Source organism: Cedecea selenatireducens (assembly GCF_042138895.1).
In the GTDB taxonomy this organism is placed as follows: domain Bacteria; phylum Pseudomonadota; class Gammaproteobacteria; order Enterobacterales; family Enterobacteriaceae; genus Cedecea; species Cedecea selenatireducens.
The window spans coordinates 1-15,953 of the sequence record NZ_JBHIKW010000020.1 but is presented as its reverse complement, the minus strand read 5'-3'; the positions used below and the strand labels follow the sequence as shown (position 1 = coordinate 15,953).

The following is a 15,953-nucleotide window of genomic DNA, read 5'->3' as shown; positions in this document are numbered from 1 at the left end:
AGTTGCTGGCTGAGTTTATCGTCCACAACTCCTGTTGTAAGGGCATGACGAGCCTGTTATAACTGCTGCGCGGTCGCACTTGAGGGACATCAGGTGCGATATAAATTATAAAGAGAGGAAGAGAAGAGTGAATAAATCTCAACTGATAGACAAAATTGCCGCAGGTGCTGATATTTCTAAAGCCGCGGCTGGACGTGCGTTAGATGCTGTTATTGCTTCTGTTACTGAATCTCTGCAGTCCGGGGAAGACGTAGCACTGGTAGGTTTTGGTACCTTTGCTGTTAAAGAGCGTGCTGCCCGTACTGGCCGTAACCCTCAAACCGGTAAAGAAATCACCATCGCCGCAGCAAAAGTACCAGGCTTCCGTGCTGGTAAAGCGCTGAAAGACGCTGTTAACTGATTTATTAGCCCCGGCTGGTTGGGGTATAGGGTGTCAGGTATCGCAGGGGCGCATCGTTTGATGTGCCTTTTTTATTGCCTGAAGCTTAATTTTACGCAGGTGTTGATGATTTGCAGCGGGTTTCTTGTCACAATACCCCCTTGCGCGCAGCACGGGGCAGCTTGAGTTTCTAAGGATGCCAGCTTAGCACCTGCGCAGGTTTACCAAGTCATACTACAGCGGAGTGTTGTTACACCATGATGGACAATTTACGAGCGGCGGCTAACCACGTCGTGCTCAAGATCATTCTGGGTTTGATTATCTTGTCATTCGTTCTGACTGGCGTAGGTAGCTACCTGACTGGCGGTAACAATAATTATGCCGCAAAAGTAAATGGCCAGGAGATTGCGCGTGGCCAGTTTGAGAACGCGGTTGCTAACGAACGTAATCGCCAGCAGCAACAGCTGGGCGATCAGTTCTCCGTTCTCGCGGGTAACGAAGGCTACATGAAGCAGATGCGTCAGCAGGTGCTCAACCAGCTGATTGATGAGGCGCTGCTCGATCAGTACGCCAAACATCTCGGCCTCGGCATCAGCGACGAACAGATAAAAATGGCTATCTTCAGCCAGCCTGCCTTCCAGACTAACGGCAAATTTGATAACGCTCGCTACAACGCGATTATCGGCAATATGGGGCTGACGGCTGACCAGTATGCTCAGGCTCTGCGCAACCAGCTCACTACCGACCAGCTGATTAAGGCCGTTGTCGGCACCGACTTTATGCTCACCGGCGAAACCGACGAGCTGGCGGCGCTGGTTTCCCAGCAGCGCGTTGTGCGTGAAGCGACGATTAACGTGAAAGCGCTGGCCGCGAAGCAGGAAGCGTCCGAGCAGGAAATCAACGCCAACTACGAGCAGAACAAAAACCGCTACATCACGCCTGAGCAGTTTAAAGTCAGCTACATCAAGCTGGACGCGGCTTCCATGCAGGAAGAGGCAAGCGATGCGGACGTTCAAGCTTACTACGATCAGCACAAAGACGAGTTCACCCAGCCGCAGCGCAACCGCTACAGCGTGATTCAGACCAAAACCGAAGCTGAAGCGAAAGCGATTCTTGACGAGCTGAGCAAAGGCGGTGATTTTGCCGCGCTGGCTAAGGCGAAGTCTGCTGATATCATCTCTGCCCGTAACGGCGGCGACATGGGCTGGCTGGAAGCCTCCACCACGCCTGACGAGCTGAAAAATGCCGGCCTGAAAGAAAAAGGCCAGCTGTCCGGCGTCGTTAAATCCTCCGTTGGCTTCCTGATCGTTCGTCTGGACGATATCCAGCCTGCCGTTGAAAAACCGCTGGCGGAAGTCCGCGACGGCATCGTGGCTAAAGTGAAGCAGGAAAAAGCCGTTGACGCTTACTATGCTCTGCAGCAGAAAGTCAGCGATGCCGCGAGCAACGACAACGAATCTCTGGCAAGCGCCGAGAAAATTGCCGGCGTTAAAGCGGTGCAAACCGGCTGGTTCGGCCACGACAGCCTGCCTGAAGAACTGAACTTCAAACCGGTTGCCGACGCTATCTTCAGCGGCGGTCTGGTCGGTGAAAATGGTTCCCCTGGCAGCAACTCCGACATCATTACCGTTGATGGCGACCGTGCTTTCGTGCTGCGTGTCTCCGAGCATAAAGCCGAAGCGGTTAAACCGCTGGCAGAAGTCCGTGACCAGGTTATCGCCGCCGTGAAGCAACAGAAAGCGGAGCAGCAGGCGAAGCAGGATGCCGACAAGCTGCTGAACGCGTTGAAACTGGGCAAAGGCGCTGACGAAATGAAAGCGGCGGGCCTGAGCTTTGGTGAAGCGAAAACCCTGAGCCGCACCGGGCAGGATCCTATCAGCCAGGCTGCATTTGGGCTGCCTCTGCCGGCAAAAGACAAGCCGAGCTTTGGCGTTGCCAATGACATGCAGGGCAACGTCGTGCTGCTGTCGCTGGATGAAGTGAAAGCAGGCTCTATGCCGGACGAGCAGAAAAAAGCGATGGTGCAGGGGATTACCCAGAACAATGCCCAGATTGCTTTCGAAGCGCTGATGTCCAACCTGCGTAAAGAAGCGAAGATCAAACTGGGCGATATCATCGACCAGCAGCAGTAATCCTCGCAAATTTTTGCAACGCAGTGTAATCCCAGAAGGCCGCTTTCGCGGCCTTTTCCATATTTAAAAACCGGCGTTTGTTCCTGCTTTTGCACCCCGGTATGGTGGCCTCGCTGTCAACATACATGGAGGACACAGCATGACATCAGGCATCAAAGCGTTTTCACTTTCCCTCGTACTGGCCGGTTTACTCGGTTGCGCACCGGCGCATGCCGCCGCAGAAAAAACGGCTCCGGCCTCTGCTAAAACTACTGTTTCTTCGTCGCAGCCTAAGGCAGTACCTGCAAAAGGGGGTGAGCAAGGGGAGGCGCTGGTCAGCATTAACAATGCCCCGGCAGAGGAACTAGCCCAGAAGATGAACGGCGTAGGGCTGAAAAAGGCGCAGGCCATCGTGAGCTATCGCGATGAGTTTGGTCCTTTTAAAACGCTCGACCAGCTGCAGGAGGTGCCGGGAATCGGCGCATCGCTGGTAGAACGTAACCTGGCTCGCATAAAACTTTGAGTTTCCGTGCTCAGGCTTCTACCTGAAGAGAAAAGTTTGCTACGCTGAATGAGAGGTCATACCAGTTTCTGGGGTATGGCCTCGCTTACCTTCACCTGATGACAACAAAAACAGTACAAGGGTTTCGCGCTATGCAAACACATATCAAAGTTCGTGGATACCACATGGACGTCTACCAACATGTTAACAATGCCCGTTATCTCGAGTTTCTCGAGGAGGCCCGCTGGGAAGGGCTGGAAAAGACGACGGGCTTCCAGTGGATGACGGAACACAACATCGCTTTCATCGTGGTGAACATTAATATCAGCTATCGCCGCCCGGCGGTGCTTGGCGACCTGCTGCGTATTGACAGCAAACTTCAGCAGATTAACGGCAAAAGCGGCGTGCTTAGCCAGGTTGTGACGCTGGAGCCAGAAGGGGAAACCGTGGCCGATGCGCTGTTGACCTTCGTCTGCATTGATTTAAAAACGCAAAAGGCCGTTCCGCTGGAAGGCGAACTGCGCGAGAAGCTGGAACAGATGATGAACGCTTGAGGAGAGGGCGTGGTCGTCACCACGCCGTTATGACTTATTTCAGGCCAGTTTTTTGCTGCATGGTAGCCATCACTGCAGATTTGTTGGCCAGATAGTGGTTCAGGCCGTTAGCACGCAGGTTGCAGGCGGCACATTCCCCGCAGCCATCACCCTGAATGCCGTTGTAGCAGGTGAGCGTCTCGTGGCGGATAGTTTCCAGGTGCTGCCAGTAATCGGCCAGCGCCCAGGTTTCTGCTTTATCCAGCCACATCAACGGCGTTTCAAAACGAATATCTCTTGCCATTCCGAGGCTCACCGCGTGGTTCAGCGCTTTGACAAACTCATCGCGGCAGTCCGGGTAGCCGGAGAAATCTGTTTCGCAAACGCCGGTTATCACGGATTCAGCTTCAACCTGGTAGGCGTAGATCGCCGCCAGCGTCAGGAACAAAATATTGCGCCCCGGTACAAAAGTGCTTGGGAGACCGCTATCTTCAGGGTTGTAACCCGGCACCGGAATGCTGTCCCGCGTCAGGCTGCTGACCGCCAGTTCGTTCAGCAGGGTAACGTCCAGGACTTTATGCGCGCGGGCACCAAGCTTCAGCGACAGCTTTTGGGCTACGTCAATCTCTGCGCGGTGGCGCTGACCATAATCAAACGTCACGCAGTGCACTTCATCATATTGCTGTAAGGCCTGAATCAGGCAGGTGGTGGAGTCCTGCCCGCCGCTGAAAACCACGACTGTACGTTTCATTCTCTATCCTGTCGTTTACTGAAGTATCCGGAAAGGCGTTATGGTAACGCCCGGTTGCCACATGAACCAGCTTCTTCACGCCATACCCGGCGGCGGGAGCCAGGCCTCGCAAAAATCAAACCAGCCCCAGGCGTTCAGCTCAATGCCGTTGACGCCGGGTGGGGCGCTTATCTGGTAGCGATAATTAAACAGCGGCGTGACCACCGCATCCCGCATCAGGCCGTGAAATACCTCTTTCAGGCCTTCGTGGCGTTCATCGGGCGAGACATAAGCCTGCACCGCATCCAGCGTGGCCTGCAGGTGCGCATATTGCCCCGCGCTTAACAAATTAGGCCATAACACATCGCTGCGCAGCCATTGCTCAAGCGTGTATTCCGGCGCTTCACCGATAAGCCGATCCCCCATCACGATATCCGCTTCGGCAAGATGCTGGCAGCCGGCCCAGGTTTTGGCGTCGTGGAAAATAACCGTCAGTTCGCAGCCACGCTCTGCCAGGTAGTGCTTAAGCTGAAGCGCCATGGCGTGAAGCTCAACCGGTAAATGGTAAACCAGCGTGAGCTTTTTCGGCAATCTGACGGCCTGATGCCGATCCCAGCCGGGGATCTGCCAGCCGGGGATCATCTCGGTGTTCGGGGTAATAAGCTCGCTTTTGAGCGGCAGCGAGCCGATCATCTCAGGCTCCCGGACAATCTGCATAATTGTTCTTGCCTGCTCCGGGCTGAGCCGACCCTGAGGCCTGATCCCGAGGTAGCAAAACCCCAGGCTGATGCTGCTGCTTACCGGGCGCAGGTTCTCCAGCTCATCCTGCTGGCCGATGGCGATTTGCACCGGATGCAGGCAGCTGGTGCCTAGCGTGGTTTCGAAAAGCTGCGGCGTTATCCAGTATTCAACGGCTTTCAACAGCGGGTGTTTCAGGTGATAGCTTTCAAAGCTTTCCAGCCGCACCAGATTTGGCTTAAAGCTGGCGATGCGGAACGGGCCGCAGCCTGACTGTGTATCCATTGGATGGGCCAGGCGGCTACAGTAGCTCGCCAGGCGGTGTGCAAGCCAATAGTCAGGCCGATGCAAAATAAAGCGCAGGCACTGTGCGTGCGGGATCTCGATGCGTTTGACGCTGATAAACAGCCGGCGCAAAGCGGGCAGCTCCAGCAACATCATCAGGCGCTGCTGGAGCTGGTGAGTTTCGACGGGTTCGCCGTTGTGCCAGTGAAGCGTTGAGCGAATAAAAAAGTCCCAGCACAGGCCCTTGTTTGAGATTTGCCAGTGGTGAGCGAGATCGGGCTGCGGCTGCGGGCTTTCCCGGCTAAAGCGGGTCAGGCCTGAAAAGATCTGCCCGGCCAGATGCTGCTCGGCGCGCCCCGGTAAAAAGCCAGGGCCAACGGGATCCAGAGGGCGGTAGTAAGGTATGCGTAGCGTAGGTACATCATTTTGCCACTGGCCGCCAAGAAACGGCTGCAGGAGCTGGCGCAGCTGTTCCGGCGCAAGCTGAGCCAGTTCCAGCGCGTTTTGATGCTGGCCCTTACCCAAAACCTGCTCCATCATGCCGGAACGGACGCTTTCCGGCGAAACCAGAAACGTCAGGTCACCGCGTTTGCCGCGTCCGGACTGCGCCCGCCAGCGAAGCCAGCCCGCGTCTTCCAGCTGATTAAGCAACGTCCTGACATGGCGATCGCTACAAAAGCAGCGCTCTGCCAGCTCGGCGACGGTCACCTGCTGCGGTTCCCCGCCGGAAGGCTGCCATAAACGCTGAAATTGATTGAGTCGATTCAGAAGTCGCATAAGAAACCCGGAACATTTTTCCCCAAGTATTCACTATTAGTTCCGTATATTCCAGGAGATACTTTTGCCCGTCACGTAACTTCTGGAGTAACCATGGCTCGTCTGGCTGCATTTGATATGGACGGCACGCTGCTGCTGCCCGACCATCACCTTGGGGACGCAACCCTGAACACGCTGAAGCGCCTGCGTGAAGAGCGCCAGATAACCCTGGCTTTTGCGACCGGTCGTCACGAGCTGGAGATGCGCCATATTCTGGGCAAGCTCGATCTTGAAGCCTTCCTGATCACCGGCAACGGCACCCGAATCCACAGCACGAACGGCGAGCTAATGCACCGTAACGATCTCTCGCCGTGGGCGGTAGAGACGGTGCTTCACGGGCATTGGGATACCGAAGCCAGCATGCATGCCTTTAACGATACAGGTTGGCTCACCAGCCATGAAATCCCGGAAATGCTTCATGCCCATGTGTACAGCGGCTTCCGCCCTCATATCGTCGATCTCCGTACGTTACCGGCTCATGAAGTGACGAAGATCTGTTTTTGCGGCGATCATGACGATCTGTGCCGCCTGCGCATTCAGCTTAATGAAGCGCTGGGCGATCGGGCATTTATTTGCTTCTCGGCAATGGACTGTCTGGAAGTGCTGCCGATTGGCAGCAACAAGGGCGCGGCGCTCGGCGTTCTGAGCGAACACTTAGGTTTCACCCTGCAGGATTGCATGGCATTTGGCGACGCGATGAACGACCGCGAAATGCTCTCGGCGGTAGGGCACGGCCTGATCATGGGCAACGCTATGCCGCAGCTTAAAGCGGATTTACCTCATCTGCCGGTTATCGGCCACTGCCGTAACCAGGCGGTCTCGCACTATTTGACGCACTGGCTGGACACTCCACATCTCACCTATTCCCCCGAATATTGAGACCTTACAGCACCGGGCATCTAGCCCGGTTTTTTATACCCGCCTATACTCGTCATACTTCAAGCCGCAGGGGTGTTGGCTGAACTCGCGTTATCCTTGTATGGATATGATTCGGGCAATCTCAGCCTTAAACGGTGAGAGATCCCCAATATGCTCGTTGACCCAGGCCGGATTATAGTAGGACTCAAGATAGCGCTCGCCGCTGTCACAAAGCAGCGTCACGATAGAGCCGGTGCGGCCTTCCTCGCGCATTCTGACCGCCAGCTGCAGTACGCCCCACATATTGGTGCCGGTTGAGGCGCCCACCTTGCGGCCAAGCTGAGATTCCAGCCATTGCATGGTCGCCACGCTCGCTGCGTCCGGGACGCGCATCATTTCGTCAATCACATCAGGAATAAACGAAGGTTCACAGCGCGGGCGGCCAATGCCTTCGATTTTGCTGCCGACTTCGCTTTTCAGGCTGCAGTCGCGGTGCTGCCAGTAATCGAGAAAAACCGAGTTCTGTGGGTCAACGACCACCAGCTTAGTGTCATGGCCCTGGAAGCGAAGGTAGCGGCCAATAGTCGCTGAAGTGCCGCCGGTGCCGGCGCTCATCACAATATAATCCGGGACAGGGTGCGGCTCATGGCTCATCTGGCGGAAAATACTGTCGGCGATGTTGTTGTTACCGCGCCAGTCTGTAGCGCGTTCGGCATAGGTGAACTGATCCATATAATGGCCGTTCAGCTCGCGGGCAAGCATTTCCGAAGCGGGGTAGATTTCGCAGGCGCTGTCTACAAAATGGCAGCGGCCGCCGTAGAATTCAATTTGTTCAATTTTACGTTTTGCGGTGCTGGCGGGCATCACCGCGATAAACGGCAGGCCCAGCAGGCGAGCAAAATAGGCTTCAGATACTGCCGTCGAGCCAGAAGAGGCTTCGATAATCGTGGTGCCTTCTTTTATCCAGCCGTTACACAGCCCGTAAAGAAACAGCGAGCGCGCCAGGCGGTGCTTCAGGCTGCCGGTTGGGTGCGTGCTTTCGTCCTTTAGGTACAGCTGAATACCCGGAAAACCCGGTAACGCCAGGCGAATAAGATGCGTATCCGCAGAGCGTTGATAGTCGGCGTTGATCTCACTAATAGCGTTAGTCACCCAGGTGCTGGTCATGGAAAATTCTCGTTTGTTAATTTGTGCTTAGCGTAATTCAAAGTCGGGATAAAAAAGTTGCCATTTTGCCTTTTTAAGGCTTTCATTAGAGAAAATATTTCTCCCTGGTTGCCCCGTGATAGATAAAATTGACCGTAAGCTGCTCTCGATGCTGCAGCAGGACTGTACCCTGTCTTTGCAGGCGCTGGCGGATGCCGTTAATCTGACCACCACGCCGTGCTGGAAACGATTAAAACGCCTGGAAGATGAAGGCTATATTCGTGGCAAAGTCGCGCTGCTGGACCCGGAAAAACTCGGCCTTGGCCTCACGGCGTTTGTGCTGATTAAAACCCAGCAGCACAGCAGCGAGTGGTACTGCAAGTTTGTCTCGGTGGTGGAAGCCATGCCCGAGATATTAGGCTTCTGGCGTCTGGCAGGTGAGTACGACTACCTGATTCGGGTGCAGGTGGCAGACATGAAGCGTTACGACGATTTTTATAAGCGGCTGGTCAATGGCATTCCGGGATTAAGCGATGTCACTTCGAGTTTTGCCATGGAACAGATAAAATACACCACAGCATTACCTCTAACGTTATGATTCCGCTAATCGCGGAACGGTAGCCTTCACTCTTTAGCCCTGGCCGGCTGACAGCATTTCAGGACCTAAACTTCGTGCGATTATTTGCTCAATTAAGCTGGTACTTCACCCGCGAGTGGCGACGCTATCTCGGCGCGGTGGCATTGCTTATTATCATCGCTATTCTGCAGCTTGTGCCGCCAAAAGTGGTGGGCGTGATTGTGGATGGCGTCACGCAGCAGCGTCTCTCCGCTCAGCAGGTGCTGATGTGGATCGGCGTGATGCTGGTTATTGCCGTGGTGGTTTATCTGGTGCGCTACGTCTGGCGCGTTCTGCTGTTCGGGGCGTCTTATCAGCTTGCGGTCGAGCTGCGGGAAAACTATTACCGCCAGCTAAGCCGGCACCATCCTGAATTCTATCTCCGTCACCGTACCGGCGACCTGATGGCGCGCGCCACTAACGATGTGGATCGCGTGGTGTTTGCCGCCGGGGAAGGCGTGCTGACGCTGGTGGACTCGCTGGTCATGGGCCTGGCGGTACTTATCGTCATGTCGACCCAAATCAGCTGGCAGCTGACCCTGCTGGCGCTGCTGCCGATGCCGATTATGGCGGTCGTCATTAAGCGCGACGGCGCGCGACTGCATGACAGGTTCAAAGTCGCCCAGGCGGCGTTTTCCGCCCTGAACGATCGCACGCAGGAAAGCATGACCAGCATCCGCATGATCAAAGCTTTTGGCCTGGAGGATCGTCAGTCGGCGCTGTTTGCCTCCGAGGCGCAGGACGCCGGGGCGAAAAACATGCGTGTGGCACGTATTGATGCGCGTTTTGATCCCACGATTTATGTCGCAATCGGTGCCGCAAACCTGCTGGCCATCGGCGGCGGAAGCTGGATGGTTATCGACGGCACGCTTACCCTCGGGCAGCTCACCAGCTTTGTCATGTACCTTGGGCTGATGATCTGGCCGATGCTGGCCCTGGCATGGATGTTTAATATCGTCGAGCGTGGGAGCGCGGCCTACAGCCGTATTCGCGCCATGCTGGAAGAAGAGCCGGGCGTGGTTGACGGCGATAAAACGCTGCCGGAAGGGCGCGCTGAACTGGTAGCCTCGATTCGCGAGTTCCGCTATCCGCAGGCCGCTCAGCCCACGCTGCAGAACGTTAACTTCACCCTTAAGCCTGGGGAAATGCTCGGCCTGTGCGGGCCAACGGGCTCGGGGAAAAGCACCATTCTCTCCCTGATTCAGCGTCATTTTGACGTTCAGGAAGGGGATATTCGTTACCATGACCTTCCGCTCACGGCGTTGAAAATTGACGGCTGGCGCAGCCGCCTGGCTATCGTCAACCAGACGCCGTTCCTGTTCTCCGACACCGTTGCCAGCAACATTGCGCTGGGTAAGCCGAACGCCACCCAGCAGGAGATTGAGCATGTCGCCCGTCTGGCAAGCGTCCATGAAGACATTCTGCGGTTGCCTCAGGGTTATGACACCGAAGTGGGCGAGCGCGGCGTGATGCTTTCCGGTGGGCAAAAGCAGCGAATTTCCATCGCGCGCGCTCTGCTGCTGGATGCCGAGATCCTGATTCTGGACGACGCACTCTCTGCCGTTGACGGCCGTACCGAGCACCAGATTCTGCACAACCTGCGCCAGTGGGGCGAACACCGCACGGTCATTATTAGCGCCCATCGCCTGTCGGCCTTAACGGAAGCCAGCGAAATTCTGGTCATGCAGCACGGGCATATCGCCCAGCGCGGCAGCCACGAAGGCCTGGCGTCTAAGCCCGGCTGGTACCGTGATATGTACCGTTATCAGCAGCTGGAGGCCGCGCTGGACGAGGCGCCGGAGCAGGAAGACCTCAGGGAGAGCGCCGATGAGTCGTAAACAACAGTGGCCTACCATTAAACGCCTGCTGGCTTACGGGTCACCGTGGCGCAAACCGCTAGGCGGAGCGATGCTGATGCTTTGGGTGGCGGCCGCGGCGGAAGTCTGTGGGCCGGTGCTGGTCAGCTACTTCATCGATAACATGGTCGCTAAAAACCAGATGCCGCTCGGCCTCGCCGCCGGGCTGGCCGTGGCCTACATTCTGCTGTCGATAAGCGCCGCAGGGCTGCACTATCTCCAGGCGCTGCTGTTTAACAAAGCGGCCGTGGGCGTGGTACAAAAACTGCGTACCGACGTCATGGATGCCGCATTGCGCCAGCCGTTAAGCGCATTCGATACCCAGCCCGTTGGGCAACTTATCTCCCGCGTGACGAACGACACCGAAGTGATTCGCGACCTGTATGTCACCGTCGTGGCGACGGTGCTGCGCAGCGCGGCGTTAATTGGTGCCATGCTGGTGGCGATGTTTACGCTCGACTGGCGAATGGCGCTGGTGGCGATAACCATTTTCCCGGCGGTGATCGTCGTGATGTTTATCTACCAGCGCTACAGCACGCCGATTGTGCGCCGCGTCCGCAGCTACCTGGCGGACATTAACGACGGATTTAACGAAGTCATCAACGGCATGAGCGTGATTCAGCAGTTCCGTCAGCAGGCTCGCTTCGGCGAGCGCATGGGGCAGGCGAGTCGCTCTCACTATTTAGCGCGCATGCAAACGCTGCGGCTCGACGGCTGGCTTCTGCGCCCGCTGCTGAGCCTGTTTTCGGCGATGATCCTGTGCGGCCTGCTGATGCTGTTTGGCTTCACTTCCCGGGGCACCATTGAAGTCGGCGTGCTGTATGCCTTTATTAACTACCTTGGCCGCCTGAACGAACCGCTGATCGAACTGACGACTCAGCAGTCGATCCTGCAGCAGGCGGTGGTTGCCGGCGAGCGCGTGTTTGAGCTGATGGACGGTAAACGCCAGGATTACGGCAACGATAACCGGCCGCTCGCCAGCGGCGCTATTTCCGTCGACAACGTATCGTTTGCCTACCGTGGCGATCGTCTGGTGCTGCAGGACATTAGCCTGGAAGTACCTTCGCGCAGCTTTATTGCGCTGGTCGGGCATACCGGCAGCGGCAAAAGCACCCTGGCTAACCTGATGATGGGCTATTACCCGCTCACAAAAGGGGAAATTCGCCTTGATGGGCGGCCGCTGGACTCGCTCAGCCATGAAACGCTGCGCCGCGGCGTGGCGATGGTGCAGCAGGATCCGGTGGTGATGGCTGATTCGTTCTTCGCCAACGTGACTCTGGGGCGAGATATCAGCGAAGAGGCGGTCTGGCAGGCGCTGGAAACGGTACAGCTGGCCGAACTGGCTCGTGCACTACCGGAAGGCATTCATACCCGTCTGGGCGAGCAGGGCAATAACCTCTCCGTCGGCCAGAAGCAGCTGCTTGCGCTGGCGCGCGTGCTGGTTGAAGCGCCGCAGATCCTGATCCTCGATGAGGCCACGGCGAACATCGACTCCGGTACCGAGCAGGCTATCCAGCGTGCGCTGGCGGTGGTTCGTCAGCACACGACGCTGGTGGTGATTGCCCACCGTCTGTCTACCATTACCGACGCGGACACCATTCTGGTGCTGCATCGCGGTCAGGCCGTGGAGCGCGGCACCCACAGTGAACTGCTGGCGCAGCAGGGCCGCTACTGGCAGATGTATCAGCTGCAGCTGGCGGGTGAAGAGCTTGCCGCCGCCGCGCAGGAAGAATCGCTGACCGCCTGATGCACCACAAGCAGGCAATAAGCCGCTAAATAACCAATGCCTCTCCGCGTTGGTGCAACACGAAAACGCATCCTGCACCGCAGTGGTGCGTTTTTTCTTTTCAGACTAATCCCGCCCGACCTCACTCCTTATCCCGGCTTTCCGGTAAGCCGCCTGAAGCCTGAAAACGTGCTGAATCACGCTGGTTTTTTATTCCTGGCATGGGCTTTGCTTTGCTCTCTACGTGCAGGTAACGACCTAATTCTGAGTGGAGAGGATTTATGAAGCTGGTAACCGTGGTAATCAAACCGTTCAAGCTTGAAGACGTGCGTGAAGCGCTCTCTTCAATCGGTATTCAAGGGCTTACCGTGACCGAAGTTAAAGGTTTCGGCCGCCAGAAAGGCCATGCGGAGCTTTACCGTGGTGCCGAGTACAGCGTCAACTTCCTGCCCAAAGTAAAAATTGATGTCGCTATTGCTGACGACCAGCTCGATGAAGTTATCGACGTGATCAGCAAAGCCGCCTACACCGGCAAAATCGGTGACGGGAAAATCTTCGTTGCAGAACTGCAACGCGTTATTCGTATTCGTACCGGCGAAGCCGACGAAGCCGCTCTGTAACTGCTGGCAAGCCTTGATTGGGATGGGAAAAATGAAAAAACTAGCTGCACTCCTTGGTTTAGGCGGACTGGCATTACTGCCGACGCTCGCCTTCGCTGCGGACGCGCCTGCGGTCGCGGACAAAGCTGACAACGCCTTTATGATGATATGCACCGCGATGGTGCTGTTTATGACCATCCCCGGGCTGGCGCTGTTCTATGGCGGCCTGATTCGCTCCAAAAACGTGCTGTCGATGCTGACGCAAATCTCCGTTACCTTCGCGCTGGTTTGCGTGCTGTGGGTGCTTTACGGCTACAGCCTGGCGTTCGGTACCGGGAATAACTTCTTCGGTAACTTCGACTGGGTAATGCTGAAAAACATCGAGCTGAAAGCGCTGATGGGCACTTTCTATCAGTATATTCACGTCGCCTTCCAGGGCTCCTTCGCCTGTATCACCGTCGGGCTGGTCGTCGGCTCTCTCTCCGAGCGCGTACGTTTTTCTGCGGTAGTCATTTTTGCGGCCGTTTGGCTGACGCTTTCCTATGTGCCGATTGCGCACATGGTGTGGGGCGGCGGTATCCTGGCCACGCACGGCGCGCTGGACTTTGCGGGCGGTACCGTGGTGCACATTAACGCCGCTGTGGCTGGCCTGGTGGGCGCTTACCTGGTGGGTAAACGCGTTGGTTTCGGCAAAGAAGCTTTCAAGCCGCACAACCTGCCAATGGTGTTTATCGGCACCGCAATCCTCTACTTCGGCTGGTTTGGCTTTAACGCCGGCTCCGCAAGTGCGGCAAACGAAATCGCTGCGCTGGCGTTCGTGAACACCGTCGTAGCAACGGCCGGGGCGATTCTCTCCTGGGTCTTTGGCGAGTGGGCGCTGCGCGGTAAACCTTCTCTGCTGGGGGCCTGTTCCGGCGCTATCGCAGGCCTGGTCGGCATCACTCCGGCATGTGGTTACGTTGGCGTGGGCGGTGCGTTACTGATTGGTCTGGTTGTAGGTCTGGCGGGCCTGTGGGGCGTGACTACGCTGAAAAAATGGCTCAACGTTGATGACCCATGTGATGTGTTCGGCGTGCACGGCGTCTGCGGCATCATCGGCTGCATCATGACCGGCATCTTCGCGGCAACTTCTCTGGGTGGCGTAGGCTATGCCGAAGGCGTGACCATGGGGCATCAGGTTCTGGTTCAGCTGGAAAGCGTGGCGATTACTATCGTCTGGTCAGGCGTTGTCGCGTTCATCGCGTTCAAGATTGCTGACCTGACCGTAGGGCTGCGTGTGCCAGAAGAGCAGGAGCGCGAAGGCCTGGACGTCAACAGCCACGGCGAAAACGCTTACAACAACTAATCCGTTATGAATATTAAGAACCTCGCCTGGTCGGCGAGGTTTTTTTTTATTTCAGCGTCAACTATCCGCGATGGCGCATGACGCCTTCCTGAACCGTAGACGCCACTAACACCCCATCCTGAGTATAAAACTCCCCGCGCACAAAGCCGCGAGCGCTCGAAGCCGACGTACTTTCAACGCTATAAAGCAGCCAGTCGTTCATGTCGAACGGACGGTGGAACCACATAGAGTGATCGATGGTGGCGACCTGCATGCCAGGCTCCAGGAACCCTACGCCATGCGGCTGTAAGGCAACCGGCAGGAAGTTAAAGTCTGACGCATAGCCGAGCAGATACTGATGCACACGCAGATCCTGCGGCATGCTGCCGTTAGCGCGGATCCAGACCTGGCGGGAAGGCTGATCGACGTGACCTTTCAGCGGGTTATGGAAGACCACCGGGCGAATCTCCAGCGGCTTCTCGCTAAGGAACTTCTCTTTCGCGTGCGGCGGCAGGAATTTCTCCAGAGAGCGGGCGATGTCTGTTTCAGACACCAGGCCGTCCGGCTTCGGCGCTGGCGGCATCTCCTTCTGGTGCTCATAGCCGGATTCAGGCGCCTGGAATGACGCGGTCATGTAAAAGATCGGCTTTCCGTTCTGCACCGCAGCGACGCGACGAGCGCTAAAGCTGTTGCCGTCGCGCAGGGTTTCTACGTCATAAACAATCGGTTTTTGGCTGTCGCCAGGGCGTAAAAAATAGCTGTGGAAAGAGTGAACGAGACGGTCTTCCGGCACGGTTTCTTTTGCCGCGTAAAGCGCCTGGCCGACAACTTGCCCGCCGAATACCTGGCGTAAGCCTAAATCCTCGCTTTGGCCACGAAACAGTCCCTCTTCAATTTTTTCCAGGTTAAGTAACGCCAATAAATTGCTGAGCGGCTGACTCATAAAATGTCCTCAATAAGGGGGAATGTGGCAAATTTCCGTGATTATAACATGCCCACAAACTATGCATTTGACGAGTCGCGGTTGGGAACATTCCTGGTTTTGGGCAGAATTCAGTGATCTGTGCCACACTTAAGCCGTTAAGCGTGTTTTTCAACGGGGTTCGTCCCCGGCGCTACATTGATAATAAGGAGAAAAAATCAATGAAACTTGTGCCTATGTTAAGTGCTTTGGCTATCGCGGTTGCTGTTGCAGGTTGTGCACACAAAAGTGCTGATGTCCCAACGCCTGCGCCGAGCGCCTCCGCCGGGGCCGCATCTGCCCAGCAGGCCGACATCGCATTGCCTAACGTATCCGGTACGGTATGGATCCGTCAGCGGGTTGCTCTGCCGCCGGACGCGGTGCTTACTGTGACCGTCTCCGACGCTTCACTGGCCGATGCGCCGTCTAAAGTGATTGCGCAAAAAGTGGTGCGTACCGAAGGCAAACAGGCGCCTTTCAGCTTCGTGATACCGTTTAATCCGTCTGATATTCAGCCGAAGGCACGTATCCTGCTGAGCGCAGCAATTACCGTTAACGATAAGCTGATGTTTATCACCGATACCTTCCAGCCGATCATCAATGAAGGCGGGACGAAGGCGGATCTGACGCTGGTGCCGGTACAGAATACCGCTATCCCGCTTCAGCAGAGCGGTGGGGCGGCAAGCACCGTGCCGTCAACCTCGCCAACTCAGGTAACGCCATCATCGGCGGTGCCTGCGCCAACGACTTACTAAAGCTAAACGCCTCCGAAT

Annotated in this window: 15 protein-coding genes; 11 read left to right on the top strand and 4 right to left on the bottom strand. The window is 56.4% G+C overall.

What is annotated here, in order from left to right; translation table 11 throughout:
- Positions 1–127: 127 nt before the first annotated feature.
- The 4 genes from hupB to ACE38U_RS20965 all read left to right on the top strand — a co-directional run bounded on the left by hupB (position 128) and on the right by ACE38U_RS20965 (position 3,546).
- Positions 128–400, top strand: coding sequence for a nucleoid-associated protein HU-beta (gene hupB / locus ACE38U_RS20980; RefSeq protein WP_008454620.1), 273 nt, complete (start codon positions 128–130; stop codon positions 398–400).
- 236 nt (positions 401–636) lie between these two features.
- Entirely contained in the window at positions 637–2,511 is a 1,875-nt protein-coding gene (gene ppiD, locus ACE38U_RS20975; RefSeq protein ID WP_375530476.1) for a peptidylprolyl isomerase, read from the top strand.
- Positions 2,512–2,650: 139 nt separating this feature from the next.
- A complete protein-coding gene (locus tag ACE38U_RS20970) occupies positions 2,651–3,013 on the top strand; it encodes a ComEA family DNA-binding protein (RefSeq protein ID WP_176981834.1) in 363 nt (120 codons plus the stop codon).
- 131 nt (positions 3,014–3,144) lie between these two features.
- Positions 3,145–3,546, top strand: a complete 402-nt coding sequence (locus ACE38U_RS20965; RefSeq protein WP_176981833.1) for a YbgC/FadM family acyl-CoA thioesterase — start codon at positions 3,145–3,147, stop codon at positions 3,544–3,546.
- Positions 3,547–3,580: 34 nt separating this feature from the next.
- On the opposite strand, the gene queC is transcribed toward ACE38U_RS20965, so the two are convergent.
- Both queC and ACE38U_RS20955 read right to left on the bottom strand, forming a co-directional pair.
- Complete coding sequence (gene queC / locus ACE38U_RS20960; protein WP_038475047.1) at positions 3,581–4,276, bottom strand: 7-cyano-7-deazaguanine synthase QueC; 696 nt, start codon at positions 4,274–4,276, stop codon at positions 3,581–3,583.
- A gap of 75 nt (positions 4,277–4,351) precedes the next feature.
- Positions 4,352–6,055, bottom strand: coding sequence for an SgrR family transcriptional regulator (locus tag ACE38U_RS20955; protein WP_038475044.1), 1,704 nt, complete (start codon positions 6,053–6,055; stop codon positions 4,352–4,354).
- A gap of 93 nt (positions 6,056–6,148) precedes the next feature.
- Here ACE38U_RS20955 and cof point away from each other — a divergent pair, with 93 nt between their 5' ends.
- On the top strand, positions 6,149–6,973 hold the full coding sequence (gene cof, locus ACE38U_RS20950) for an HMP-PP phosphatase (protein ID WP_375530475.1): 825 nt from the start codon (positions 6,149–6,151) through the stop codon (positions 6,971–6,973).
- Between the two features lie 90 nt (positions 6,974–7,063).
- Here the strand turns inward: cof and ACE38U_RS20945 are convergent, their stop codons facing one another.
- A complete protein-coding gene (locus tag ACE38U_RS20945) occupies positions 7,064–8,119 on the bottom strand; it encodes a PLP-dependent cysteine synthase family protein (RefSeq protein WP_375530474.1) in 1,056 nt (351 codons plus the stop codon).
- Between the two features lie 115 nt (positions 8,120–8,234).
- Here ACE38U_RS20945 and ACE38U_RS20940 point away from each other — a divergent pair, with 115 nt between their 5' ends.
- From ACE38U_RS20940 to amtB, 5 genes are all read left to right on the top strand, one after another.
- Positions 8,235–8,696: an Lrp/AsnC family transcriptional regulator gene (locus tag ACE38U_RS20940; protein ID WP_038475037.1), complete on the top strand. Its 462-nt coding sequence runs from the start codon at positions 8,235–8,237 to the stop codon at positions 8,694–8,696.
- Between the two features lie 74 nt (positions 8,697–8,770).
- A complete protein-coding gene (locus ACE38U_RS20935) occupies positions 8,771–10,552 on the top strand; it encodes a SmdA family multidrug ABC transporter permease/ATP-binding protein (RefSeq protein WP_375530473.1) in 1,782 nt (593 codons plus the stop codon).
- Entirely contained in the window at positions 10,542–12,317 is a 1,776-nt protein-coding gene (locus ACE38U_RS20930; protein WP_154185335.1) for a SmdB family multidrug efflux ABC transporter permease/ATP-binding protein, read from the top strand. The genes ACE38U_RS20935 and ACE38U_RS20930 overlap by 11 nt, the downstream gene beginning before the upstream one ends.
- Positions 12,318–12,577: 260 nt before the next feature.
- The gene (gene glnK, locus ACE38U_RS20925) at positions 12,578–12,916 is read left to right on the top strand and encodes a P-II family nitrogen regulator (protein ID WP_002891893.1); all 339 of its coding nucleotides are present in this window, start codon (positions 12,578–12,580) and stop codon (positions 12,914–12,916) included.
- Positions 12,917–12,947: 31 nt separating this feature from the next.
- On the top strand, positions 12,948–14,240 hold the full coding sequence (gene amtB / locus ACE38U_RS20920; protein WP_038482900.1) for an ammonium transporter AmtB: 1,293 nt from the start codon (positions 12,948–12,950) through the stop codon (positions 14,238–14,240).
- A 61-nt stretch (positions 14,241–14,301) separates the two neighbouring features.
- Here the strand turns inward: amtB and tesB are convergent, their stop codons facing one another.
- A complete protein-coding gene (gene tesB / locus ACE38U_RS20915; RefSeq protein WP_375530472.1) occupies positions 14,302–15,162 on the bottom strand; it encodes an acyl-CoA thioesterase II in 861 nt (286 codons plus the stop codon).
- A gap of 200 nt (positions 15,163–15,362) precedes the next feature.
- Between tesB and ACE38U_RS20910 the strand changes: the two genes are divergently transcribed.
- Positions 15,363–15,935: a YbaY family lipoprotein gene (locus ACE38U_RS20910; RefSeq protein WP_038475027.1), complete on the top strand. Its 573-nt coding sequence runs from the start codon at positions 15,363–15,365 to the stop codon at positions 15,933–15,935.
- The last annotated feature ends 18 nt before the right edge of the window (positions 15,936–15,953 follow it).